General features: G+C 70.8%; 23 protein-coding genes and 1 pseudogene. 15 read left to right on the plus strand and 9 right to left on the minus strand.

Translation table 11 applies throughout. The features are described 5' to 3' along the window. Positions 1-168 precede the first annotated feature (168 nt). The 8 genes from ACF1GV_RS02765 to ACF1GV_RS02800 all read left to right on the plus strand — a co-directional run bounded on the left by ACF1GV_RS02765 (position 169) and on the right by ACF1GV_RS02800 (position 7,866). Positions 169-366: a hypothetical protein gene (locus ACF1GV_RS02765; RefSeq protein WP_391677145.1), complete on the plus strand. Its 198-nt coding sequence runs from the start codon at positions 169-171 to the stop codon at positions 364-366. A gap of 75 nt (positions 367-441) precedes the next feature. Further along, positions 442-1,398, plus strand: coding sequence for a 2OG-Fe dioxygenase family protein (locus tag ACF1GV_RS02770; RefSeq protein WP_391677148.1), 957 nt, complete (start codon positions 442-444; stop codon positions 1,396-1,398). Then, positions 1,389-2,321, plus strand: coding sequence for a fatty acid desaturase family protein (locus tag ACF1GV_RS02775; protein WP_391677150.1), 933 nt, complete (start codon positions 1,389-1,391; stop codon positions 2,319-2,321). The genes ACF1GV_RS02770 and ACF1GV_RS02775 overlap by 10 nt, the downstream gene beginning before the upstream one ends. After that, positions 2,314-2,748, plus strand: a complete 435-nt coding sequence (locus tag ACF1GV_RS02780) for a GFA family protein (protein ID WP_363269081.1) — start codon at positions 2,314-2,316, stop codon at positions 2,746-2,748. Before ACF1GV_RS02775 ends, ACF1GV_RS02780 begins: the two co-directional genes overlap by 8 nt. A 44-nt stretch (positions 2,749-2,792) precedes the next feature. Continuing rightward, positions 2,793-3,851: a radical SAM protein gene (locus tag ACF1GV_RS02785; RefSeq protein ID WP_391677151.1), complete on the plus strand. Its 1,059-nt coding sequence runs from the start codon at positions 2,793-2,795 to the stop codon at positions 3,849-3,851. Between the two features lie 145 nt (positions 3,852-3,996). Further along, positions 3,997-5,226, plus strand: a complete 1,230-nt coding sequence (locus tag ACF1GV_RS02790; RefSeq protein WP_391677152.1) for a hypothetical protein — start codon at positions 3,997-3,999, stop codon at positions 5,224-5,226. A gap of 55 nt (positions 5,227-5,281) precedes the next feature. Further along, on the plus strand, positions 5,282-6,589 hold the full coding sequence (locus ACF1GV_RS02795) for a peptide ligase PGM1-related protein (protein WP_391677153.1): 1,308 nt from the start codon (positions 5,282-5,284) through the stop codon (positions 6,587-6,589). Beyond that, positions 6,586-7,866, plus strand: a complete 1,281-nt coding sequence (locus ACF1GV_RS02800) for an MFS transporter (protein ID WP_391677155.1) — start codon at positions 6,586-6,588, stop codon at positions 7,864-7,866. Before ACF1GV_RS02795 ends, ACF1GV_RS02800 begins: the two co-directional genes overlap by 4 nt. Before the next feature lie 60 nt (positions 7,867-7,926). Here the strand turns inward: ACF1GV_RS02800 and thrS are convergent, their stop codons facing one another. Continuing rightward, positions 7,927-9,960 (minus strand): threonine--tRNA ligase, encoded by a 2,034-nt coding sequence (gene thrS / locus ACF1GV_RS02805; protein ID WP_391677156.1) that lies wholly within the window; start codon positions 9,958-9,960, stop codon positions 7,927-7,929. Positions 9,961-10,173: 213 nt separating this feature from the next. Here thrS and ACF1GV_RS02810 point away from each other — a divergent pair, with 213 nt between their 5' ends. Then, a complete protein-coding gene (locus ACF1GV_RS02810; RefSeq protein WP_391677157.1) occupies positions 10,174-10,668 on the plus strand; it encodes a nuclear transport factor 2 family protein in 495 nt (164 codons plus the stop codon). A 64-nt stretch (positions 10,669-10,732) separates the two neighbouring features. On the opposite strand, the pseudogene ACF1GV_RS02815 reads toward ACF1GV_RS02810, so the two are convergent. Both ACF1GV_RS02815 and ACF1GV_RS02820 read right to left on the minus strand, forming a co-directional pair. Further along, a pseudogene (locus tag ACF1GV_RS02815) lies at positions 10,733-10,912 on the minus strand (PucR family transcriptional regulator); the annotation flags it as partial. A 142-nt stretch (positions 10,913-11,054) separates the two neighbouring features. Next, the gene (locus ACF1GV_RS02820; RefSeq protein ID WP_391678464.1) at positions 11,055-11,672 is read right to left on the minus strand and encodes a hypothetical protein; all 618 of its coding nucleotides are present in this window, start codon (positions 11,670-11,672) and stop codon (positions 11,055-11,057) included. A 137-nt stretch (positions 11,673-11,809) separates the two neighbouring features. On the opposite strand from ACF1GV_RS02820, the gene ACF1GV_RS02825 reads away from it, so the two are divergent. Both ACF1GV_RS02825 and ACF1GV_RS02830 read left to right on the plus strand, forming a co-directional pair. Further along, entirely contained in the window at positions 11,810-12,583 is a 774-nt protein-coding gene (locus ACF1GV_RS02825) for an IclR family transcriptional regulator (protein WP_363269073.1), read from the plus strand. After that, positions 12,580-13,431: an SMP-30/gluconolactonase/LRE family protein gene (locus ACF1GV_RS02830; protein WP_391677158.1), complete on the plus strand. Its 852-nt coding sequence runs from the start codon at positions 12,580-12,582 to the stop codon at positions 13,429-13,431. Before ACF1GV_RS02825 ends, ACF1GV_RS02830 begins: the two co-directional genes overlap by 4 nt. Before the next feature lie 38 nt (positions 13,432-13,469). On the opposite strand, the gene ACF1GV_RS02835 is transcribed toward ACF1GV_RS02830, so the two are convergent. The 6 genes from ACF1GV_RS02835 to ACF1GV_RS02860 all read right to left on the minus strand — a co-directional run bounded on the left by ACF1GV_RS02835 (position 13,470) and on the right by ACF1GV_RS02860 (position 19,847). Then, a complete protein-coding gene (locus ACF1GV_RS02835) occupies positions 13,470-14,885 on the minus strand; it encodes an FAD-dependent monooxygenase (protein WP_391677159.1) in 1,416 nt (471 codons plus the stop codon). Between the two features lie 28 nt (positions 14,886-14,913). Continuing rightward, positions 14,914-16,092, minus strand: a complete 1,179-nt coding sequence (locus tag ACF1GV_RS02840) for an MAB_1171c family putative transporter (protein WP_391677160.1) — start codon at positions 16,090-16,092, stop codon at positions 14,914-14,916. Beyond that, positions 16,089-17,423: an MAB_1171c family putative transporter gene (locus ACF1GV_RS02845; RefSeq protein WP_391677162.1), complete on the minus strand. Its 1,335-nt coding sequence runs from the start codon at positions 17,421-17,423 to the stop codon at positions 16,089-16,091. Before ACF1GV_RS02845 ends, ACF1GV_RS02840 begins: the two co-directional genes overlap by 4 nt. Further along, complete coding sequence (locus ACF1GV_RS02850; RefSeq protein ID WP_391678466.1) at positions 17,420-17,926, minus strand: toxin; 507 nt, start codon at positions 17,924-17,926, stop codon at positions 17,420-17,422. Before ACF1GV_RS02850 ends, ACF1GV_RS02845 begins: the two co-directional genes overlap by 4 nt. A gap of 119 nt (positions 17,927-18,045) precedes the next feature. Continuing rightward, on the minus strand, positions 18,046-19,278 hold the full coding sequence (locus tag ACF1GV_RS02855; protein WP_391677163.1) for an MAB_1171c family putative transporter: 1,233 nt from the start codon (positions 19,276-19,278) through the stop codon (positions 18,046-18,048). After that, a complete protein-coding gene (locus ACF1GV_RS02860; RefSeq protein ID WP_391677165.1) occupies positions 19,275-19,847 on the minus strand; it encodes a toxin-antitoxin system, toxin component family protein in 573 nt (190 codons plus the stop codon). Before ACF1GV_RS02860 ends, ACF1GV_RS02855 begins: the two co-directional genes overlap by 4 nt. A gap of 264 nt (positions 19,848-20,111) precedes the next feature. On the opposite strand from ACF1GV_RS02860, the gene ACF1GV_RS02865 reads away from it, so the two are divergent. Genes ACF1GV_RS02865 through ACF1GV_RS02880 form a run of 4 tightly spaced genes read left to right on the plus strand, consistent with a single transcriptional unit; the run spans position 20,112 to position 24,247 of the window. Next, entirely contained in the window at positions 20,112-21,461 is a 1,350-nt protein-coding gene (locus tag ACF1GV_RS02865) for an extracellular solute-binding protein (protein WP_391677167.1), read from the plus strand. Next, positions 21,458-22,399 (plus strand): carbohydrate ABC transporter permease, encoded by a 942-nt coding sequence (locus ACF1GV_RS02870; RefSeq protein WP_391677169.1) that lies wholly within the window; start codon positions 21,458-21,460, stop codon positions 22,397-22,399. The genes ACF1GV_RS02865 and ACF1GV_RS02870 overlap by 4 nt, the downstream gene beginning before the upstream one ends. Then, on the plus strand, positions 22,396-23,259 hold the full coding sequence (locus ACF1GV_RS02875) for a carbohydrate ABC transporter permease (RefSeq protein ID WP_391677170.1): 864 nt from the start codon (positions 22,396-22,398) through the stop codon (positions 23,257-23,259). The genes ACF1GV_RS02870 and ACF1GV_RS02875 overlap by 4 nt, the downstream gene beginning before the upstream one ends. A gap of 22 nt (positions 23,260-23,281) precedes the next feature. After that, positions 23,282-24,247 carry an arabinan endo-1,5-alpha-L-arabinosidase gene (locus ACF1GV_RS02880; RefSeq protein WP_391677172.1) on the plus strand — a complete coding sequence of 322 codons (966 nt, stop codon included), beginning with the start codon at positions 23,282-23,284 and terminating at the stop codon, positions 24,245-24,247. Positions 24,248-24,309: the final 62 nt, after the last annotated feature.

The following is a 24,309-nucleotide window of genomic DNA, read 5'->3' on the forward strand; positions in this document are numbered from 1 at the left end:
CGGTGACAACGCCCGGTCGGGTCGGCAAAAGTGCTGCTCACGGGGCCACGAGGCAGACCACTGACCACCTGCCTCACCGGAACGGGGACCGCTGCGCAACCGCGACGGGCCCCTTCCGGCCAGTACCGGCCTCCCGGAACCACCGCACGACGCACCCCAGGAGCAGCCATGTCCTTCGCACGCCACCGCACCGCCAAGGCCCTCGCCGCGACCCTCCTCGCCTCCTGCGCCGCCCTCGCCGTCACCGCCACGACCACCGAGGGCACCGGCAGCCACCCCGCCACTCGTACCCAGGCCCTCGGCTCCACCACCGGCTGGCAGTCCCCGACCCCGGCCACCGTCGAGGACACCACCGGCCGGCAGTGACAGCCCTGCAGCCCGTCGGAAGGCTGCCCCGACGGTACGGATCCCCCAACGCCCAGCTCGCCAAAGGTTGACTCGATGCACGACTCCACATTCAGCGATGCCATAGCGGAAGTCCTGGAGATCAGGGAGCAATACGTCAAAGACCGCTCGGTCTTCGTCGAGGGCGCCCGAATGGTGCGTATTCTGCAGACGCTCGGCGCCACGGACGAGGACCTGGAAAAGATCAGGCTCGTCAGTGACCATCTGGCGCCGGATCCCACCCTGCCCTTCCGGGAATCCAAGAACGGCCGGTTCTGTTTCGACTTCGACCACTCGACGGTGTATCGCCTCGAGTCCCAGCCTTTCGCGCTGTCGGCGGAAGAAGACTTCGTACGACACGACTCCGGTCAGACCCGGATCTTCGAGGAGATCGGCAACGATCTCCAAGGAAATTCGGCCTTCCGGGCGCTCCTCGCCTTCAAGTCGATGATCTTCCGGGAGGTGCCGACCGCACCCAGGGCGAAGCTCGACTACGACAACCCGAGCTGGATATGTACGGTCTTCAACCTCCGGACCGTCAGCACTCCCGACCTCGTGGGGGAACCGGCCCTGGAAGGGGTGCACAGCGACGGCGTGGATCACACCATGACCACGTTCCTCGGCAGCGAGAACATGACGGACGACAGCGCCGTCACGTTCCTCCACGACATGCGGGAGAGGAACGCCACCCGCTGGAACGAGACGGACCCGGAGCTGGTGCTGGGGCAGTGCCGGCATCGGCACTTCCTCGACACCCTGATCGTGGTCGACCACGAACGCAAGCACAGTCTGTCTCCCGTCTCGGCCGTCGACAAGCGCCTGCCGGCCACCCGGGACATGCTCATCTTCTTCACCCGTAAGCCCGTGCTCGAAGGGCACATCTCGCACCCGTACGACTCCCTCAAGGTCCATGAGCGGCTCCCCATGGCGATCGGCCTGCCCTCGCCGGTGGCCAGGAGGGAGCTGGTCGGGGCCGGATCCCCCGTCGCCGGAGGCACGGCGCCATGGACGTGACCACGACCGAACGGCGGCTCGACACCGCGCTGCTGAGGCAGCTGGCCGCGGCCAGCAGGCGCCGGGTCGCCGTCCGGGCCTTCCTGATCCTTGCCGTCTACGCGGTCGGCGTCGCCGTCTCCGTGCACTTCGGTTTCGCCTACGGCGCGGCCCTCTTGAGCTCCATCGTGCTGGGCACGGTGCTGGCCGGCTTCCTGAACGCGGCACACGACTGTCTGCACCGCTCGCACCTGCGCTCCAAGCGGGGCAACCGTGTCATGGGCGCCGTGTGGTCCACACCGCTGCTGGTCAACTTCAGTGTCTACCGGTACCAGCACCTGGTCCATCACCGATTCACGGCGGTGGAGGGGGACACCGAGTCCCACCGCACCTATGCCACGGTCGGCGGTTACCTCTACGCGCTCACCGGCATCGCCCTGTGGCGGCACACCCTGGCCGGCCTGCTGGAGTCTTCCCGGGGCAGGTTTCCGGCGAGCGTCAACTCCGCGGGGCGCCGCAGGGAGGCGCGACAGGACGACGTGGCGATCGCCTGCTGGCTCGTCCTCATGGCGGCGCTGACCGTCGTCTTCCCGCGCGAACTCCTTTTCGCGTACTGGCTTCCGCTGTACTTCTCCGGGCCGGCGATCATCTTTCTCGCCCTGCCGGAGCACTACGGGCTCTACGGCTCCCCGGAGGTGACGCGCAATACGCGCACGGTCAGGTCCAATCCGTTGGCCAGATTCCTGCTGTGGAATGCCAACTACCATGCCGAACACCACCGTTATCCGGCCGTGGCCACTCTCAATCTGCACCGACTGCACCGGGCCATGCCCGTCCCTCATCCCATTCAGGAGAAGTCCTATCTCGGCTTCCACGCCAAGCTGGTGAAGGCCATCAGCGCGAAGGATCAGAGTTCGCTGAAAGGACCCCAATCCGATGTCTGAGCAGGTGGCCCCCGCCTCCACCACCGATCCGATCGAGCGTGTCCGGTACCACGGACAGTGTCACTGCGGCGGAGTGAAGTTCTCGGCCACCGCCAGCCGCAACCTCACCATCACCCTGTGCAACTGCGGGATCTGCTTCATGTCGGGGCATCAGGAGCTGATGATCCCGGAGGAGCGGTTCGAGCTCCACCAGGGACAGGAGTTCCTCAAGCCCTACCGCTTCGGCAACAAGATCGCCGATCACACGTTCTGCGCTGTGTGCGGAATCATGCCGTTCTATCGTCCGCGCTCGCACCCGACCGGCTTCTTCAGCGTCAACGCCCGCTGCCTCGACCTGGGTGCCGCGGAGAACATCGATTACGTCGAATTCGACGGGCAGAACTGGGAAGAGAGCATCGCCGCAGGAATGCATGTCCTGACGGAATAGCCCCCGGTCCGCGCATTCGTTCCACGAAGATCTTGTGAGAAACCATGGAAATAGCGAACTCACCCGTTCAGCCGGTGCGGCAGACACCGGAAACGACACCCATCGAGCGCTTCGTGTGGGACCTGACCTACGCCTGTCCACTGCGTTGCCAGCACTGTCTCTCCGAGTCGGGCCGGCGCCCGGCAAGCATGCTCCGCCGTGAGGACGCCCTGGCGGTCGCCGACGTCATCATCGGCGCCCGGCCGAAGCGCCTGTCGATCGGGGGTGGCGAGCCGCTCCTCGCACCGTGGTGGGAGGACGCAACCCGGCGGCTCACCGCAGCCGGGATCCCGACCACGATGTTCACCAGCGGCTGGCTGATGAACGAGGCGATAGCCCGCAGGCTGGCCGATTCCGCCACCGGCGTCGCGGTCAGCGTCGACGGTCCCGGCGGGGAGGTGCACGACCTGATTCGCGGGCGCGCCGGCTCGTTCGAGAAGTCCATGGCCTCCCTGGAGCATCTCGACCGGATCAAGCGGGAGCGCCGGGAGCGCGGGGAGAGCTGCTATCGGCTCGGCGTCGAGTACACGGTCACGCGCAGCGGGTGGGAGGGCAAGGAGCGGTTCGTCGAGGACATCACCTCCCGGTTCCCCGAGGTCGACTACATCACCTTCGGGGCGGTGATCCCGGAGGGACTGGCCCAGGAGGAGAGGTTCGCCTCGCGCGAGCTGCTCACCGACGAGCAGCTGGTGGAACTGAGCGAATCCGAAGCGGAACTGGCTTCCCACGCCAGGAGCGCGGCGCACGTCTCGGTCACCGACGCGCGGCTGTTCCTTCCGACGTCACCGCTGAGCGCAGAGGGCGAGACCATCGCGCACATCGAGGCGAGCGGCCAGCTGAGGGCCGTCACGAACTACGAGGCCAAGGTGGGCAGCGTCCTGGAGGAGCCCCTGGACGTCCTGTGGCGCCGGGCGCTCGACTGGCGCAACGACCCGTTCGTGTCGCAGCAGCGCAACTCCATTCGCAGCCTCGAGGACTGGGCGCGCGTCACACGCCTGCTCGACCGGCGCTACGGGTCGGCCGCGGACAAGCTGCGGATCGCACGACGGAGGGGTGCGGCATGAGTCCGGCAGGTCACTGCCGCCCCGTCCGGGAGCGGCGGCGGAAATGATCGCGGAATCGATTCTCTACCACTCCCTCGTCGTGAGCCCGAGAGGACGGCGTGGCGGGTCGTTGCTCGCTCCGCCCCGGCCGCCCACGCCTGTCCCCGTGATCCGCGGATTCGGGGACGCCCTGGCGGAGAGCCGCAGCCTGCTGCGCCGGCGCGTCGAAGAGGCACACGAGGTGATCCACGCGGTCCTCGCCGGGGTGCCGGGTGCTTTTCCCGAGGTGGCTCCCGCCCCCGACGACCGCCGGGCACTGCAAGATCACGCGAACGCGGTGCTGCGCACCTACCTCGATCCCTTTATGGCCATGGTCTTCAACGGCGAGGAGTCCGTCCGTCTCGCGGTGGGCGGCAAGCGTCTGAAGAAGGTGGCACGCCGGCTGCATGACGCGCTCGAGGAATGCGCCGCTGCCTACGAACCCGTCGCGGGTCTCGCCGAGGCACTGGCGGACGCTTCACCCGGCTATCGCACCGCGACGTACGAGCGGGTGTCGGCCGCGCTCATCGTGCTCGCCGCATGGGATGCCTCGCACGAGGGCCCTGCAAGGGAGCTCACCGAGAGTCTGCTCAGAAGCGTCGAGCGGGACGGCCGTATCAGACTCGGCCTCTTCGTCTGCCCGCCCGTGGACTTCACCCGGATCAACGGCGACCAGCCCGAGCTGTATCTGCGCCATCACATGCATGGCAGCGTCCTGAGCCGCCTGGCCGGTCGCCTGCGGGAGCTGTTCCGCGGCCTGGAGGGTGCGGAGGTCGACGTGGAACTGCGCACCCTGATCGGTGATACGGACGAGGACGACTACCTCTGGTACGGCGTGCCCGCGCCCTCACACCTGGACCGTCTGGCGCTGGACGCCCGCAGGGAGGCGCTCATCGCAGCGGTCACGCATTACCTGACCGAGGAGGTCCCCGGTGCCCGCGGCGGGCAGCCGAGGGTTTTCCGCGGTGCGGCCCTGGCCGTCGAGCGGCTCTCCGCAAAAGCGCCTTCGGCACAGTGCCGGAATGTGTACGCCTCCGTACTGGCGGATCCGTTCGCGTACTTCGACCGGCAGGACATCGAGGCCGAGATGGCCATCATGCGGGGCCTGTGGGCGCCGGGCTCCTACTACGAGGGGCTGCCCGAGCCCGATGACGACGTTCTCGCCGGCATCGTCGTACGCAAGTTCGCGACCTACGCGATGCAGGGCCGGCTTCTGCGGGAGCTCGAACCCGACCTGGTCCTCGTCCAGACAGAACGCCCCCCGCTGTTGCGGGCCCGGATGTTGAACGCCGGCTGGGACGGGACCGGCCGTTCGTCGCTGCCGACGGTCGATTTCTTCGAGCCCGAAGCCCGCTGACGGTGTCCGGGCTCCGAGCCGCCCACAGAAGAACATGAGAAGAGCGACCTGACATATGCCGAAAATCATCATCCTGAACGTGGGGACGGCGCACGCGCTCGGTGATCACGCCTCCAGCACCCACCCCATCACCAGATCGGGCTGGCGGCACGCCTGGTTCGCCGAGGAGGGGGACGTCATCGTCAGCCCCGTGGCCGTGGACGAGGACTTCCTGGGATACCTGGGCGAAACGATGGGGTTCGACCCCGGCACCGTCACCGTCCTCAGCCGCGACCGGCTGGTCACGGACGAGTTCCTGCTGTCCGGGGACGTCCTCGAAGAACTGCGCGAGCTGACCGGCGGCGGCTCCCCATGGCGGCTGATGCCGTGCTTCTGGACGCCGGGCGTCGCTGAGCTGGCCTCGCTTCTCGGCATCGACGCGCGCGCCGGACTCGCTTTCGCCGACCAGCGCGGCTCCGACCTGCTGAACCGGAAGACCCACTTCCGCCAGCTGGCCGCCGGCGCCGGCCTGCCACTGCCCCAGGGCTCGGTGGCCCGGACACCACGCGAGCTGGCCCGCGCGATCGAACGGCATCTGCCGTGCACCGGCACCGTGATCGTGAAGCAGGACGACGGGGCGGGCGGTCTGGGGAATCTCTGCCTGACGCGGGGCGAGACGACGCCGCTGCCCGGATCGCGCGAGACCCGCAAGGTCGGCGAGGACATTCCCGCGCTGGCCGACGAGGTCTGGGCCGCCTTGGCCGACGACCTGAGCCACGGTCTCGTGGTGGAGAGCTACCACGCCTCCGCGTACCAGTTCTATCTGGAGTACGCCATCGGCGACGACGGCGTACCCGCCTTCCTGGACAGTGGCGAGATCCGGCTGCGGCCGGACAGTGACCCCGAGTCGACCGAACTCGTGTGGGTCGGCCTGGACATACCGGCAGCTCTGCCCCCGGCCCTCGCCGCCGAGGCGATGCACCACTCCCTGCGCCTGGCCTCGCTCACCGCGCAGATCGGCTACCGGGGCCACATCAACATCGATGCCATCGCCACCGCCTCCGGGGACCTGGTCTTCAACGAGATCAACGCGCGCTGGGGCGGGGGCCTGGTCGCGCACAGCATCTGCGAACGACTGCTCGGCAAGGGGTACGCCGACCACCATGTGGCCGCGACCCTCCGGGATGTGCCGCCGGCTCCCCTGGAGGCCGTCCTGCGGACCCTTGGAGAGGAGCAACTCCACTTCAGTCATGACACGAGTGAGGGCGTGCTGGTCCTCGCCTGCGACCCGCTGCTGGTCAACAACTTGGAGTGCCTGGTCGTCGGCGCGACGAGGGACCGTGCACGGGAGATCGAGGCGCGGCTGAGGAAGGCCCTGGCATGAGTGCGAGTCCGCTGCGCCGGCGCGCCTTCCGCAGGTTCTTCCTGGGGCGGTCGCTCTCCTTGCTCGGTGACGCCGTGGTTCCCGCCGCTCTCGCCCTCGCGCTGCTGCGTGCCACAGGCTCGGTCTCGTCGCTCGCGCTCGTGCTCGGATGTGCGATGGTTCCGAAGCTTCTCCTGCTCCCGGTGGGTGGCGTCGTCGCGGACCGCTTCAACGCCCGGACGGTCGCCGTCGGCACCGATCTCGTCCGCTGCGGCATGCAGTTGCTGGTCGGTCTGCAACTCCTGGGAAACGAACCGTCGGTGGGGCTCATCGCGGCGGCCGAGGTGGTGGGGGGCGCCGCGTCGGCATTCGCCACTCCCGCGCTGTCCCCGCTCGTCACCGCCACGGTCGGCAACGAGGACCGACAGCGTGCCAACTCCCTGCTGGGAACGGCCGGAAGCGTCGCACGCCTGGGCGGGCCCGCCCTCGCCGGACTGCTCATCTGGTCGGCGGGGCCGGGGTGGGCGTTCGTTCTCGACGCGGTGACGTTCGCGGCCAGCGCGACACTGCTGCTCAGTATCCGGGTCGCCCATGTTCCCCTGCCGAAACGGTCCTTCCGCTCCGACCTCACGGAGGGCTGGGCCGAGGTGCGCAGTCGCGACTGGTACTGGACCAGCCTCGTCGCGCACGGCATCTGGAACCTCACGGCGGCGGTGTTCATGGTCCTGGGCCCGGTGATCGCCGTCCGCTCGCTGGGCGGCGAGGGCAGCTGGGTCGCAGTCCTGCAGAGCGGCTCCGTCGGTGTTCTCGTCGGCGCGCTGCTCGCCGGGCGCCTCCGGGTTCGCCGGCCGGTGGCGGCGGGAAACCTCGCCGCCGGTCTCTACGCCCTCCCCCTGGCCACGCTGGCCGTTCCCGCCCCCGCACCGGTCGTCATCGGTGCCTACGGGGTGGCGATGGCCGGCCTGGGCTTCCTCGGCCCGGTGTGGGAGACCACGCTGCAGAACACGATCCCCGAACACGTCCTGGCCCGCGTTGTCTCGTACGACTGGCTCATGTCCCTCGGCGCCATGCCAGTCGGCTACCTCGTGGCGCCCATCGCCTCCGAGGCGTGGGGGACCGGGACGACCTTGACGACATCGGCGCTGCTCGTCGGCGGGTCGTGTGCGGCCACCCTGCTCGTGCCCGGGGTGCGCCGTTTCCTCGCCGCGACCGAGGAAGAGCGGCCCGAGCCGCGGCGGGACGCAGCCCGCGACGCCCGTCCGGTCGACGGCAAGGCGGACGGTCGTATCGCCCGTTGACACACGGCGGCCCGTATCACCTCCTGATACGGGCCGCCGAGTGTCAGGTGCGCAGAGCCGTCAGTCCTTGAGGCCGGGGAACAGCTCCGCCGTCGGCGAGGCGTTCTCGCGCCGCTGGACCCAGTCGGCGATGGCTTGAACGGCCCTGCTCACCGGCACGCCGTTGACCTGGCTGCCGTCACGGAACCGGAAGGACACCGCCCCCGCCTCCGCGTCCTTCGCACCCGCGAGGAGCATGAAGGGGATCTTCTGCGTGGTGTGGTTGCGGATCTTCTTCTGCATGCGGTCGTCGGAGACGTCCAGCTCGGTGCGCAGGCCCTTGAGCCGCAGCGCCTCGTCCACCTGGCGCAGATGCGGGATCTGCTCGTCGGAGATCGGGATGCCCACCACCTGCACGGGTGACAGCCATGCCGGGAACGCCCCCGCGTAGTGCTCGGTGAGCACACCGAAGAACCGCTCCAGGGAGCCGAACAGCACACGGTGGATCATCACCGGGCGCTGCCGGGAGCCGTCGGCGGCCGAGTACTCCAGGTCGAAGGCGTTCGGCAGGTTGAAGTCCAGCTGGATGGTGGACATCTGCCAGGTCCGGCCGAGCGCGTCCCGGGCCTGTACGGAGATCTTCGGCCCGTAGAAGGCGGCGCCGCCCGGGTCGGGCACCAGCTCCAGGCCGGATTCCTGGGCAGCCGTGCGCAGCGCCTCGGTCGCCTTCTCCCAGATCTCGTCCGATCCGACGTACTTCTCGTCGTCACGGGTCGACAGCTCCAGGTAGAAGTCGTCCAGGCCGAAGTCGCGCAGCAGGCCGAGGACGAAGTCCAGCAGCGACTTCAGCTCGTCCTGTACCTGGTCCTCGGTGCAGAAGATGTGGGCGTCGTCCTGCGTGAGTCCGCGCACCCGGGTCAGGCCGTGGATGGTGCCGGACTTCTCGTAACGGTAGACGGAACCGAACTCGAACATGCGCAGGGGGAGTTCACGATAGGACCGCCCCCGCGAACGGAAGATCAAGTCGTGGAACGGACAGTTCATCGGCTTGAGGTAGTAGTCCTGCCCCGGCTTGCGCACGTTGCCGTCGGCGTCCAGCTCGGCGTCCAGATGCATGGACGGGTACATGCCGTCCTTGTACCAGTCGAGGTGCCCCGAGGTCTTGAAGAGGTTCCCCTTCGCGATGTGCGGCGAGTTGACGAAGGAGTAGCCGGCGGCGAGGTGACGCTGCCGGGAGTAGTTCTCCATCTCCATCCGGACGATGCCGCCCTTGGGGTGGAACACGGCGAGACCGGAACCGATCTCGTCGGGGAAGGAGAAGAGGTCGAGTTCGGTGCCCAGCTTGCGGTGGTCCCGCCGTTCGGCCTCGGCGAGCAGTTCCAGATGGGCGTCGAGCGCCTCCTGGGACTCCCATGCGGTGCCGTAGACGCGCTGCAACTGCTGGTTGTTCTGGTCTCCGCGCCAGTAGGCGGCCGCCGTACGCATCAGCTTGAAGGCCGGGATGTGCTTGGTGGTCGGCGCGTGCGGGCCGCGGCACAGGTCACCCCACACCGTCTCCCCGCTGCGGGGATCGACGTTGTCGTAGACGGTGAGTTCGCCGCCGCCGACCTCCATCACCTCGGCGTCGTCGACCTCGCTCTTGAGGTCGACCAGCTCCAGCTTGAAGGGCTCGTGGGCGAGTTCCTCCCTGGCGGCTTCCACGGAGCCGACGACACGACGGGAGAACCGCTGGGAACTCTTGATGATCTGTTTCATACGCCGCTCGAGCGTGACGAGATCTTCAGGGGTGAAGGGGCGGTCCACCTGGAAGTCGTAGTAGAAGCCGTCCTTGATCGGCGGGCCGATGCCCAGCTTGGCCTCGGGGAACTCCTGCTGAACCGCCTGAGCCAGCACATGGGCACACGAGTGACGGATGACGCTGCGCCCCTCCTCGCTGTCCGCGGTGACCGGCTCGACGACGGTCTCGGACTCAGGAGCCCACGACAGGTCGCGCAAGCGCCCCTCGGCGTCCCGTACCACGACGACCGCCTGGGGGCCCTTCGGCAGTACTCCCGCATCGCGGAGCGCAGTGCCGGCGGTAGTCCCGGCCGGCACCGTCAGGCTCGGTGGGATCACGGACTGGACAGCAACTGCTTGCGACACGAAGGCTCCTCGAAAAGGATCGGCATTTCCTGGCGATGCTAACCACGGCAGTACCGAGCGAAAGGGTGGCGCCCGGAGGCCCTCTCCGCTTCTCGCATGACGGGTTAAGGTCGTCACCAGTCTTGTGCACAGGTCCCTGACCAGGCACTTCCTCTCGGATCGACCGTTGCTGCCAGGAGGTGGCCCATGCCCGTACCCGCTTCGCACAGCTCTTCCGCTTCCGGTTTCGGCCTGTCCGGATCCGGACAGAAGGAGGCCGAAACCGTCTGGTCGGTCGTGACCGGGCTCTACGCGGCCCACGCGTACGGAGACGTGGGCCGGGTGGACGAACGGCTGGATCCCGAGGCCACGATCTGGCACTCGGAGGCGGAAGCGCTGCTGCTCGGCAAGGGCGACCTCGACCGGCTGCGCGCCGGGCGGGATGTCGCTGGAACCGGTCCTGAGGTAGCGGCCTACTGCGCCCACGACCCCCTGATCGACGTGTCCGGGCGCATGGCCCTGGTGCGCTACTGGCTCCGTGTCGACTACGTACCGGCGGCGGACGGCACGCCGCTGCGCCCGGAACGGGTGCGCAACACGGCCGTACTGCGTCGAAGCTCTGCCGTGTGGCGCATCGTGCACCTCCACGAAGAGGTGTGGGAAGCCGGCGGCATGCCCGAGCCGGACACCGGCCCGGCGTGACATGCCTCCCTCGCGGTTGCCGAACCGCGCCCACGCCCGGCACCAGCCCTCCGGGAGAGGGGGCCGGCAAGTCGAGCGGCCGGGCACCGCTGACCGCGGTCACCAGCGTGTGGCGGTGCGCGGCCTCGGCGGCTGCGCAGCCGGAGTCGAAGCAGGCGCTGAGCGTGTCGAGGAGCGGCTCGACGCCGCCGCGAGCCGTGGTGAGCGCGCCGAGAGCGCCGAGGACAGACACGGCCAGACTGCGCAGGTACGGCCCGGCTCAACCCGACCGAGAGTGAGCCGGAGGATCTCCAGCCACCAGCCACACCGGAGCCGGGTCCACAGAGGAGGTACCTCTCAGACGCCGGCCTGTTCATGGCCTTGCTTCAGCCCCGCTCGCATTGCGCCTATTGAGCGACCGCCGTGCGTTGCAGTAGCCCCCAGGTGAACTCCGCCACCACCTCGTGCCGCGCTCCGCTCGCGTCCGGCGCCGTGAAGGCCAGGCCCCAGCGGGTCGGAGCCGTGCCCTCCAGGGGGCGGGCCGGGGCGAAGGCGCGGGCCGCCTCGTCGACCGTGCACGACCAGGGGGTCAGGTCTTCCAGGGTGCGCAGGCCGGGGGCCGGGGCGTCCGGGGCGCGGACCAGCCACTCGTTCCAGACCGCGCCGTGCGGGCCGACGAGCACCTCGAAGCGCAGGTCGGGCCAGAGGGGGAGCGGCCACTGCCAGGCGGCGCACTCCAGGTCGCCGACCGTGCGCTTGCCCTCGGACTCCGGGGGGCCGAGGACCGAGCGGTACCGGGAGGCCGCCGCGCGGGCCCGGGGTGAGCGGATCATCGCCTGCCAGCGCTTGTTCGCCTCGCGCATCTCGGCCAGGGAGACGCCGAGGGTACGGCGGGCGTCGTCCACCAGCTCCGGGTTGTGGTCGGCCATGCGGCGCAGCAGGACCAGCTGGAAGTCACGGCGGGTGAAGGGGGCGGCGGGGCGCCGGGACGAAGGGCGCTGGGAAGAGGGCGGCACGTGCTCCATCGTTCCCCAGTCCATCCGCGCATGTCCGCACCATTGCCGGGGCGAACGGTATGTGACTAGCCTGTGTTCGTCATGCCGACCGCCTGTTGAAATCTCGAACGCAGGCCTTTTGACCAACCAAGGGAGGGGGCCGCCTCGTGGGACGCCTCGTACCTGCCGTGACCCGGGCTCTCGACATTCTGGAGCTCTTCCTCGACGGGGACGGCACGCTCTCCGCCCCCGACATCGTGCGCAAGCTGCAGCTGCCGCGCACCACCGTGCACGAGCTGGTCACCACACTCGCCGCCCGCCAGTACCTGGTCCCCGTCCCCGGTCAGCCCGGACGCTACCGGCTGGGCGTGCGCCCGTACCAGCTCGGCAGCCGCTACGCCGAGCAGCTGGACCTCGCGGCCGAGGGACAGCAGGTGGCCCGCGACGTCGCCGAGACCTGCGACGAGACCGTGCACGTGGCGATCCTGGAGGGCACCGACGTCATCTACATCGCCAAGGTGGACTCCACGCACGCGGTGCGGATGGTGTCGGCGGCCGGCCGCCGGCTGCCCGCGCACTGCACCTCGGTGGGCAAGATGCTGCTGGCCTCCCTCCCCGAGCAGGAGCTCGCCTCCCGCCTGCCGGACGACGCCGAGCTGGTCGCGATGACCCCGAACAGCATCACCGATCCGGCCGCCCTGCGCGAGGCCCTGGCCGAGATCCGTGCGCGCGGCATCGCGGTGGAGTCCCGCGAGTCCAACCCGGACGTGTCCTGCGTGGCCGCGCCCGTGCGCGACCGCACCGGGAGGGTCGTGGCCGCGCTGTCCATCTCGGTGCCCATGATCCGCTGGAGCGAGGAGCGCCGGGCCGAGCTGGAGCAGCTGGCCGCCAAGGGCGCCGCCGAGCTGTCGGAGCACCTCGGCCACCGGAGCGCGGTATGAGCGGCCCGGCGTACGAGGTCGCGGTACGGGCCGAGGCGGCCCTCGGCGAGGGGCCGACCTGGGACGCGGCCGCCGGCCGGCTGATCTGGCTGGACATCCTCGGCTGCCGCGTCCACACCTACGACCCGGTCACCGGCCGCCGCACGGTGCGCACCACCGAACAGCACGTCGGCGCGGCCAAGCCCCGCAGCGGTGGCGGCCTGGTGCTGAACCTGCGCGACGGCGTCGGCCTGCTCGACCCCGACGGCGCCTTCCGCTGGCTGCGCCGCGAGCCGGTGCCGGGCCGCCGCGCCAACGACGCGGCCGTGGCCCCCGACGGCGCCCTGTGGGCGGGCACCATGCGCTACGACGAGGCGCCGGGCGGCGGCACCCTGTCCCGGCTCACCGGTGACGGCGCGGCCGAAGTGGTCCTGGACGACGTGGCGGTGAGCAACGGCACCGGCTGGAGCCCGGACGGCCGCCTGATGTACTACATCGACTCCCCGACCCGCCGCGTCGACGTCTTCTCCTACGCCGAGGGGCGCGTGGCGGACCGGCGCCCGTTCGCGGAGATCGAGGAGGGCGCCGGCTTCCCCGACGGCCTCACGGTCGACGCCGACGGCTGCGTGTGGGTGGCGCTGTGGGACGGCGCGGCGGTACGCCGCTACACGCCCGACGGCCGCCTGGACCGGACGATCACGCTGCCCACGCCGAGGGTGACGGCCTGCGCCTTCGGCGGGGCGGACCTGACGGACCTGTACGTCACGACGGCCCGCGTCGGTCTGACCGCACCGCATCCGATGGCCGGTTCCCTGCTGGTCGTACCCGACGCGGGCAAGGGCCTGCCGCAGCCGACGTTCACGGGCTGATCCGGCAACCCACGGGGCCTGCCGGCTCCACGCGGCGCTCACGCGCGCCCCCGCTCCTCCCGCCCCGTGTGATCCAGTTCCGTAAGGATCTTGCGTTCCGTCGGGGTCAGCGGTGGTCCCGACAGGGGCGGGAGCAGGGGGCCCGCCACGGCCGCCAGGACCGCGTCGGGGCGCAGCAGGCGGGTCGGGCCCGTGCGCAGGCTCGTCAGGTCCCACAGGACCCGCGCCGCGTCGTGGGACGACGTCGCCGCGCCCGTCAGGCGGCGGGAGTAGCGGGTGACGAGGCGGTCGGCGACGCCGGGCCGGCCGCCGCGTACGTCCGGGAACCAGATGTCCTGGCCGACCGCCGACGCCCAGGCCGCCTCCACCGCCCGGGCCGCCCCGCGCTGCACCCGGCGTGCCAGGCCGGGCGCGGTGGGGCCGCCGCGTTCCAGCTCCCGGCGCAGCCCCGCGGCGCCCAGCGCGGCCACCGACATGCCCTGACCGTAGGCGGGGTTGAACGTCGCCACCGCGTCCCCGAGCACCACCAGACCCTCCGGCCACTCCCGCACCCGCTCCAGATAGCGGCGGGAGTTCTTCGTGCTGCGGCTGACATACACGTCGCCCAGCGGCTCGGCGCCGGAGATGAGCCGGCCCACGATCGGGTGCGGCAGGTCGAGCGTGTACCGCAGGAAACCCTCCGGATCCGCCGGCGGCTCACCGCCACGGGTGCCGGCCAGGCTGACCATCCAGCGGCCGCCCTCGATGGGCAGCACCATGCCGCTGCGGCCCGGCCGGGACACATACGGGTCGGCCTGGACGACGGTCAGCGGGAAATCCTCGGCGCCCTCGGGCGTGCGGTACACCCGCGTGGCGTTGACGAGCCCGGCGTCCACCGTCTTCTCCCGTATCCCGGACACCCCCAGCCGCTCCAGCCGTTCGACGACCCGGGAGCCGCGCCCGCCCGCCTCGACCACCAGGTCCGCCGTGAACTCCTCCTGCCCGGCGTCCGTTTCGACCCGTACGCCGCGCACGCGGCCGCGGGAGCCGGTGAGTTCCAGCGCCCGGCCCCGCTCGATGCGTACGCCGGTGTGCGCCAGCACCAGGTCCCGCACCACCCAGTCCAGCAGCGCCCGGCTGCAGGTGATCATGCGGGGCCCGCCGTCGCGCCAGCGCCGCAGCCAGCCCTCCGGGGTGAGCGCCAGCATGCCGGAGCCGAGCGGCACCTCGTGCGCGCCGGCCGCCAGCAGCGCCTGACGCACACTCACCCGCGGTATCAGCTCCTCCATCGCGGCGAGGCCGCCCGGCATCAGCAGATGGGCGTGCCGCCCCTGCGGAAGCCCTTTGCGGTGGTCGGGACCGTCGGGCAGGTCGTCCCGCTCCACCACGACCACCTCCGCCACGGTGGCCGACAACGCCGCCGCGGCCAGCATCCCGGCGAGGCCGGCTCCGATGACGACAGCTCTGTGCGGCATGGGGCTCCTTGGGTCGGCGAACAGGAGTTCAGCGGGGGGAGGCGGCCCTTACCGTACCCGCGCGCCATCCCGTGTCGAGAGGGGAACGGGACAGCGCACGCGCCAGTTCCACCAGGCCGCTCGTGCCGGGCACCTCCGTGGCGTGCAGCCGGTAGGGGCTCGGCGCGTCCAGCGGCGGCTCCTGCGCGGCGGCCCGGCGGGTGGCGGCGGCCAGCATGGCGGCCTCCGCGTCGATCCGGGCGCGGTGCGCTGAGCGGCCGGCCCGCAGCGCCTCGTCGAGGGCGCGCAGGCGGACCCGCTCGTCGAAGTACGGGGCCAGCGCGAGCAGCGCGTCGTGGATGGACACCTCGCGCCAGCGCAGCCGTTCCTGCGGCAGCCACCACCAGCGGGCCTGCGGCTTCGGCGCGGTGGAGGCGAAGCGCACCGCGGTCCACAGCGGGCGCAGCGTGCGGTTCTCGCCGTAACCGCGCCACTGCGCCACGACCGCCGGCAGCAGCCTCGGCAGCACGAACCCGGCGGAGCAGATCAGCGCGCCGAGGGAGGCCATGGGCGGGGCGACGGTCGTGGACAGGAAGTCCAGGTCGTGACCGGACCAACGGGCCACCACGGCGGCGTACTTGGCGGCCTGGAAACCCAGCAGGTCCAGCAGGGCGCCGGTCAGGATCAGGCGCAGCCCGGCGCGCAGCAGGCCGGTCACCTCGCGGCCCCACTTCACGCACACCGCGCACATCGCGAGCATGGCCGCGCTGTGCCCCAGCAGGTACAGCAGGATCATCTCGCGCAGGCCGGGCGTGGTCGCGTAGTAGGTGTCGAGGTCGGTGAGCCGCTCGGTGCGGGCGTCGGCGAGGGCGAACAGCACGACGATGGCGACGATCACCGCGCCGTAGGCGGCGACGCAGCGCAGCACCAGCCGCCGCACGCGCTCCCGGGAGCCGCCGCGCCAGTTGATCAGCAGGATCAGCAGGGAGCAGCTGTACGCGCTGAGCATGCCGTAGGTGAGCGGGGCGCCGAAGTTGGGGATGCCGGTGAGGTCGTTGACCGCGGCGAGCGTGAGCGGGGCGGCGCACACGAAGACGAGCGAGCCGAGGACGATCGCCGCGCACGTGGACACCGTCAGCGGGTTGCGCAGGGCGGTGCGGGGCCGGCGGAAGAGCAGCACGGAGGACAGTCCGAACACACAGGCCGCCAGATACACGACGAGACTCATCGCGGGCCCACTCCGTCCACGCCCCGCCCCGGCCCGCGCACCCCGCCGAGCGCGTCCGCGATCCGGGCGAGATCGACGGGACCACCCGGGGGAAGGGCCACCGGGTCGCCGGCCACCGCCGCGAGCCGTACGGGAGCCGGGGGAGCCGGTTCGGCCGCTGCCGCGAGCCGTGGAGCCGTCGCCGTGCGGGCGGCCGGTGCCGTGCGGGCGGCCGGTGCCGTGTGCCGGCCGGGTGTGCCGTCGGGCGGCGGCGCGTGCGGGTCGGCGGGCGACGGCGCCAACGCCCGGTCGCCCTGGTCCTCCCGGTCCTCCCGGTCCCGTTCCGCCGCCGCCGCGATCACCGTCGCCCAGGCCGTCGCGGCCGCGTGGGCGGGGTCGCCGGTGGCCTCGAGCGCGGCCTCGTGGGTGCGGGCGTACAGGAGCGGGTCGTAGGCGCTGTCCAGGTGGCCGAGGGCGTTGTGGATGCTGGTCTGGCGCCACATCAGGCGGGTGGGCGGGGTGGCCCAGCGTGGCCGGGGCAGGCGCAGGGCGCGGCGGGTGAGGACGTCGTCCAGCTCCCGCTCCAGCGGCGCGAGCCGTGCGTACGCCCGCCACGCCCGATGCCACTGAGCCAGCCGGGGTCCGGCCAGCGGTACCAGGATGCCGGCCGAGGTGAGCAGGGCGCCGAGCCCCGCCGCGGCCGGTGAGACGGCGGTGTCCAGCGGCGACCAGTCGTGCCCGGTCCAGCGGGCGCCCACCGCGACGAGCTTGGCGGCGCTGTAACCGGCGCCGCACAGCGTGCCCACGCCCAGCACGAGCAGCCCGGCGCGCAGCCAGCCGGTCACCCGGCGGGCCCAGGCGAGCGCGGAGACCAGCGTGACGGTGGCGGCGACGAGGTGCGCCACCAGGTACAGCACGATCATCTCGGCGATGAACGGTGTCGTCGCGTAGTAGGTGTCCAGGTCGGTACGGCGCTCCACGGGCGCGTCGCCCAGCGCGAACGCCGCCCCGATGCCGAGCGCCACACCGGTGTACGCGACGATCCACCGGCGCGCGGTACGCCGTACACCGGGACCGCCCCGCCAGCGCACGATCAGCACCTGGGAGGCGGCGCCGTACGCGGTGATCGCCGAGTAGGTGAGCGGCGCGGCGAGGTTGGCGACACCACTGAGGCGGTTGACCGTGCCGATGGTGGGCGGCGCGCCGAGGAAGAAGCACAGGCCGGCCAGGCCCAGTACCGCGCAGATGGCCCGCAGATAGGGGTCGTGCCGGTGCCGCACCAGGTCGGGCGCCTTCAGGGCGAGTCCGAGCCACAGCACGCCGCAGCTGAGGTAGTTGGTCAGGCCGTTCATCTGGGTGTCCCGCGGTAGTTGAGCGCGGCCCCGATCCGGCCGGCGAGATCCTGGGGGCCGCCGGTGTCGGCGCTGTCGGCGGCGAACACCGAGTCGGGGGACGCCTCCAGCCAGGCTCGCAGCCGGCGGCCCATCAGCATGCCGAAACGGTCCGCCTCCTGCTCCTCGGCGAGGCTGAAGTCGGTGCGCGCGGCGACCGGTTGCGGCAGCTCGCCACGGGCCGCGGCCTCGTCGTCCCGCCGGTTCATGTGCCACACCTCGTGGCAGAAGATCACGATCTGGTGCCACACGGCGGCCCGCCGGTCGACGACCACGATGTCCTGCCCCTCGCGCTCCAGCCACAGCCCGCTCGCCGTGTGCGGCGGGAAGACCTCGCGGTGGACGGTGACCTCCCGGCCACGCCAGGCGCTCACGGAGTCGACGAGTGCGGCGAACAGCGTCTCGGGGTCCGTGGGCAGGGGCACCTGCATGGGGTCGATGAGGGCGTCGGCGAGCCGACGCATCTCCTTGCTCGTACGCCAGATACGCACTGTCCTCGGCACCGTCCCGGTGTGCTCGTGCGGTCGTCGTGCACCTTGCCAGCCCCCCGCCGTGCACTATGCCAACCCCTGCGGCCCCTCAGCTACCTCGTGCCCTGCGCGGAGCCGAGAGAGGCGGCGCGGGCGCGCACCTGCGCCACCGCGTCCCGGCGGCGCAGCGCACGCGAGACGGCGCCGATCTCCCGCAGCAGCCGGGCGGTGTCCACGCCGTCTGCCGCCTCCTCGTCGCCCTCGGTGCCGCGCCGTGCCTCGACGGCCTCCAGGAGGGCCACCGCGGCGGCGAGCGCCCGCGCCCGCTCCGGTGGGTGCCCGAGGGCGAGGGCGGCGTCCTCGGCGCGGCGCCGCAGGTCCTCGTCGAGGTGGCGGGCCAGCGGGAGCAGGACGTCGCGGATGTACGTCTCGCGCCGGATGAGCCGCAGTTCGGGCGCGGCGCGCAGCACGCGGGGCACACCGCGGCCCTGCACGGAGCGCATCAGCTGGTACAGCGGGGCGAGTTCGCGGTGGGCGAGCCGGACCCGCCAGCGATCCTGGAGGTACTGCCCGATGTGCGGCAGGATGAAGCCGACCGCGATGAGCACGGCGGACAGCCCGGCGACCGGGGGTGCCGCCTTGGTGGAGAGCCAGTCCAGGTCGTGCCCGGTCCACCGGGCGGCGACGGCCGTGAGCTTCGCGGCGTCGAAGACGAGGTTCATGGCGTAGCCGCCGCCGAGGAAGACCAGCCCCCAGCGCAGCCAGCCGTCGAGGCCGTCGGTGCGCACCCAGTTCCAGATCAGCCGCGAGGTGATCAGGACGGCGACGCAGTGCGCGAGGAGATAGAGCAGGATCTCCTCACGCATGAACGGCGTGGTGGCGTAGTACGTGTCGAGGTCCCGCAGCCGCTCCACGGGCACGTCGGCGAGGGCGAACAGCATCCACAGGACGACGATCACCGCGCCGTAAGAGGTGACGACCAGGCGCCGGGCGCGGCGGGTGGTCGGCGCGTGCTCGGACAGGCCGTTGCGCCAGGCGATGATCAGCAGCAGGCAGGATCCGCAGAACGCGGTGAGCAGCGAATACACCAGGGGCGCGGCGATGTTGGGCACGCCGGTGACCCGGTTGGTCCAGGCGATCGTGGACGGCGCGACGAACACGAACACCGAGCAGGCCAGCAGGAGCAGTCCGCCGACCGCGCGCAGTAGCGGGTCCTTCCACAGCCGCACGATGGTGGGCAGTTTGACGGCCAGCGCGGAGGCGAGCACCAGCGTCGGGATCCACCAGAACGAGGTGTAGAAGTCGGTCACGAACGCCGAGGGGGTGAGCGCCAGCCGTACCGTCACCGCGGTCTCCGTGGGCGCCCGTGGTAGCCGAGGGAGCGCTGCAGCGGGTCGGCCGTGCGCTGGTCGGCGGAGCCGGTGACGAGGTCCCGGCACAGCGCGGCGAGCCGGTGCCCGAAGTCGTCGGCGTCGGCCTCGTCACGCGAGCGGGAGCCACCGCGGGCGGCGGCGCCGAGCGCGAGGTCCTGCCAGCCGGGCCGCCCGGCCAGCGCCCGGGCCGCGGCGGGGGTGGCGACCTGGTGCCGGTGCCCGGCGTGCAGATGCCACAACTCGTGCCCGAGGACCACCAGTTGCTGCACCTCCTCGGCGCGTTCCTCGACGATGACCAGGTCGAAGGCCTGGAACTCCACCCACAGCCCGGTGACCCCGATGCCGTCCGGGAACCTCTCGAAGCGCAGTTCGACCGGCCGTCCGCCGCGCCGCTGTGTCATCGCCGCGCACAGTGCCCGGCACAGGTCCCGCACATCGCCCGGGGGTTCACCGGCCCGGCGTACGGCGGTGGTGAGGGATGCGGCGAGAGCGCGCATGGACGAGCGGTGCCGTGAGTGCCGCAGCAGCGCCGTGATGTCCATCCCGCCTCCTTCCGCCGCCGCTTTCAGGGCTGTTCGAGCCTACGTGGCCGGGCGTGTCCGCGTCACGCGATCCACCGGCCAGGAGCGCGGCGCGGAGTGATCACGTTTCGACAACCGGATGGAAGTCCTGTCCGAACCATTGACGTCCCGGCGCTCCGACCTTACGGTCCCGTTCGAAGTTACGAGCGTCATCCGAAATATCGAACATCGGGGATGGCGCTGCGGGCAAAAGGGCACGACGCCCTCGAAACGTAAGGGCAGGCAATGGGACGACCTGGCCTGAATCGCAGGCACCTTCTGGCCACCGCGGGCGGCCTCGCCGTCGCGGGGAGCTTCGGCTTCGCGGCCCTCGGCACGGGCGCCGACGCGCTCGCCGCCGGCGCACGCACCCGCGTGCGCTACTGGAACCTCTTCAGCGGCGGCGACGGCTCCAACATGATCGCCATGCTGGACGCCTTCCGTAAGGAGAACCCCGACGTCGCGGTCAAGGACTCCACCCTCCAGTGGGGCAACCCCTTCTACACCAAGCTCGCCATGGCGGCCGCCGGCAACCGCGCACCGGAACTCGGCGTCATGCACCTCGGCCGTGTCACCGGCTTCTCGCCCGGCCGCCTGCTCGACCCGTGGGACGTCGGCCTGCTCGCCAAGTACGGCGTTCACGAGAAGGACTTCAACCCCGCCCTGTGGAAGCGCGCCGTCATCGACGGCAAGCTCTACGCCCTCCCGCTCGACATCCACGTCCAGCTCTGCTTCTACCGCAAGGACGTGCTGAAGAAGGCGGACCTGCTCGGCGACGACGGCCGGCTCGTGCCCGTCACCTCCACCACCGAGTGGTTCGACGTCCTGAAGAAGGCGAAGAAGGTCACCAAGGGCGGCCTGCAGACCATCGGCCTGTGGACCAACGACCAGAACTTCCAGTGGTGGTTCTTCGTCGCCTTCTACACCCAGCTCGGCGGCACCTGGTTCAACGCCGAGAACACCGAGGTCACCTTCGACGCCGACAAGGCCACCGAAGTCCTGGAGTTCCTGCGCCGCCACGTCACCGACGGATACGTCATCCCCGGCGCCCCCACCGGCGAGCAGTTCGTCAACGGCGCCCCCTTCACCTGGGAGGGCAACTGGTCGGTGCCGGTCTTCTCCGGTGCCGAGCTGGACTACGGAGCGACCCCGCTGCCGCCCGTCTTCGGCAAGCGGGCCACCCACGCCGAGTCCCACTCCTTCGTGCTGCCGCACCAGTCCGGCCGCGGCGGCGCCACCAACGAGGGGGCCCACCGGCTCGCCGCGTACGTCGTCAAGCACGCCCTGCAGTGGGCGGCCGGCGGCCACATCCCCGCCTACACACCGACGCTGTCCACGGCCGCGTACCAGAAGCTCACCCCGCAGCACGAGTACGTCAGCGCCATGGACCACCAGGCCAACGAGCCGAAGGTGTGGTTCGCGGGCTCCACCGGCATCCTCGCCCAGGACCTCGGCCCGATGGTCGTCTCCTCGACGATGGGCTCCGCCAAGCCGGACACGGTCGCGCGCCGGATGAAGACCGAACTCGTCAAGCTCCTCGCTTCGAAGAACCCGATGGACGGCCACACCGCCGCGCAGGGAGGTGCCGTCGCATGACGACGACCAGCGCAGAATCCGTCATTTCCCCGGTGCGGGCGACGACCGCCACCGCCGGCGCGACCGTCCGCCGCAAGCAGGGCTTCCAGCACGGCGGCTGGTTCGTCGCCCCGTTCCTGGCGCTCTTCGTGCTCTTCGTGATCTGGCCGCTGCTGCGCGGCATCTACCTCAGCTTCACGGACGCCAACGTCTCCGGCGAGAGCGCCCACTTCCTCGGCCTCGGCAACTACCGCGAGGCCCTCAACGACGCCGCCATGTGGGACGCGCTCGGCCACAGCGCGTACTTCACCCTCCTCGTCGTCCCCTGCATCACCGTCCTCGCCTTCCTGCTGGCGATGCTCGCCCACCACATCGAGCGCGGCAAGTGGCTGTGGCGGCTGTGCTTCTTCGCCCCGTTCCTGCTGCCGTCGACGGTCGCCGGAAACATGTGGCAGTGGCTGTTCACCCAGGGCATCGGCCTGTTCAACCAGACCCTCGGCATCGACACGCCCTGGCTGACCGACAAGTCGTACGCGATGCTCGCCATCGTCATCGAGACGCTGTGGTGGACGGTCGGCTTCTCCTTCCTGCTCTACCTCGCCGCCCTTCAGGGCATCCCCGCCCACCTGTACGAGGCCGCCAAGCTCGACGGCGCCAACGCCTGGCACCGCATGGTCCACATCACCCTGCCGATGCTGCGCCACATCACCGGCCTGGTCGTCGCGCTCCAGATCCTCGCCTCGCTGCAACTCTTCGACCAAGCCGTCGTGATGATGGACTTCGGCCCCGGACCCGAGCTCAGCACCCGCTCCTTCGTGCAGTACACCCTCGAACAGGGCTTCACCAGCTACCGCGTGGGCTACGCCTCCGCGATCTCCATCATCTTCTTCGTGATCATCGCAGTCGTCGCCCTGGCGCGGATGTGGCTGCTGCGCAACCGTGAGGAGGGCGGCCGATGACCACCGCCACGTCGACCGTACGCACCAGGGTCCGCAAGCGCTGGACCCCCAGCCAGATCGTCCTCACCCTGCTCGGCGTCGCCGTCTCCGCGCTCTTCGTGGCGCCGATCGTCGCGGCCCTGCTCACCTCGCTGAAGTCCGAGGCCGAGGCCGCCGAGATCCCGCCGCACTGGCTGCCGGAGCACTTCACCGGCCAGGCATGGAAGGCCCTCTTCGACACCGGCAACATCACCGACTGGCTGGTGAACTCCCTCGTCGTCTCCGTCTGTGTCACCGCGATCGTGCTCATGGTGAGCGCGCTCGCCGGATACGGCTTCGCCCGCACCGAGTTCCGCGGAAAGAGCGTCCTGATGGGCGTGGTGATGGCCGGGCTGATGGTCTCCCCGGCGGTGCTGGGCGTGCCCCTGTTCACCACGGTCCAGCAGATGGGGATGGTCGACACCTACTGGGGCATGATCCTGCCGCAGTGCGCGCCCGCCGCGATGGTCTACATCCTCTACAAGTTCTTCCAGGGCATCCCGCGCGAACTCGAGGAGGCCGCCTTCATCGACGGCGCCGGCCGCTGGCGGGTCTTCTTCACCGTCGTCCTGCCGCTGTCGCGTTCCTCGCTCGCCGCGGTCGGCATCTTCACCTTCATCGCCTCGTGGAACAACTTCCTGTGGCCCTACATGGTGACCAACAACCCCGACCTGATGACCATGCCCAACGGCATCGCCACCGTCATGAACTCCTACGGCATCCAGTGGGCCCAGCTCATGGCCGGCGGCCTGATGGCCGGCCTGCCGCTGATCGTCGTCTTCGTCTTCTTCCAGCGCCAGATCGTGGCGGGTGTCGCGCACACCGGCCTCGCCGGACAGTGAGAACTCCCGAGGAGCACTTGAGTTGAAGCGCACGCGACTCGCGACGGCCGTCGCCACCGCCGTCATCGCCCTGATCCCGGCCACGGCAAGCGCGGACGTCACCTACCCCGATCCCCAGCCCGTCACGGGCCAGCAGATCATCCACGACCCCACCGTCATCCGCCTCAAGTCCGGCGGCTACGTGGCCTATTCGACCGGCGGCGTCATCGGCGCCCGCGTCTCCAAGGACCGCGAGCAGTGGGACGACGCGGGCAACGCTTTCGCGACCCCGCCGAGCTGGTGGTACGAGTACAACGACACCGGCGACCCCTGGGCCCCCGACATCTCCTACCGCGACGGCCGCTACTGGCTCTACTACGCCGTCTCCTCCTGGGGCACCAACCACTCCGCGATCGGCGTCGCCACGTCTCCCACCGGCCTGCCCGGAACCTGGACCGACCACGGCAAGGTCTTCAGCTCCGAGAAGACCGACGCCTGGAACGCGATCGACCCCGCGGTCGTCAAGGCCGACGGCAAGCTGTGGATGGCCTTCGGCTCCTACTGGACCGGCATCCGCATGGTCCAGCTCGATCCGAAGACCGGCAAGGCGATCCCCGGCGCCGAGGTCCGTCACCTGGCCACCCGCCCCGACGCCCCCTACGCCGTCGAAGGCCCGTACGTCGTCCACCACGGCCGCTACTACTACCTCTTCGCCTCCTACGACGCCTGCTGCGCCGGCGTGAACTCCACCTACAAGATCCGCGTCGGCCGCTCCACGTCCGTCACCGGCCCGTACGTCGACAGCACCGGCAAGTCCCTGCTGGATGGCGGCGGCGACCTCCTCCTCGCCGGCCACGGCCGCTACGTCGGCACGGGCGGCGAGTCTGTCTTCCGCGACGCCGGCCAGGACTGGCTGGCGTACCACTACTACGACGCGACGGACAGCGGCACACCCAAGCTGGGCCTGAACAAGGTGTCTTGGGACTCCGGCTGGCCCGAACTCCGGTAGGGGCGCGGGGAACTGCGCGACCAGCCACAACGAACCGGTGGTCGCCCACGCAACAGAACCAC

It is taken from the genome of Streptomyces sp. NPDC014006, assembly GCF_043088925.1.
In the GTDB taxonomy this organism is placed as follows: Bacteria; Actinomycetota; Actinomycetes; order Streptomycetales; family Streptomycetaceae; genus Streptomyces.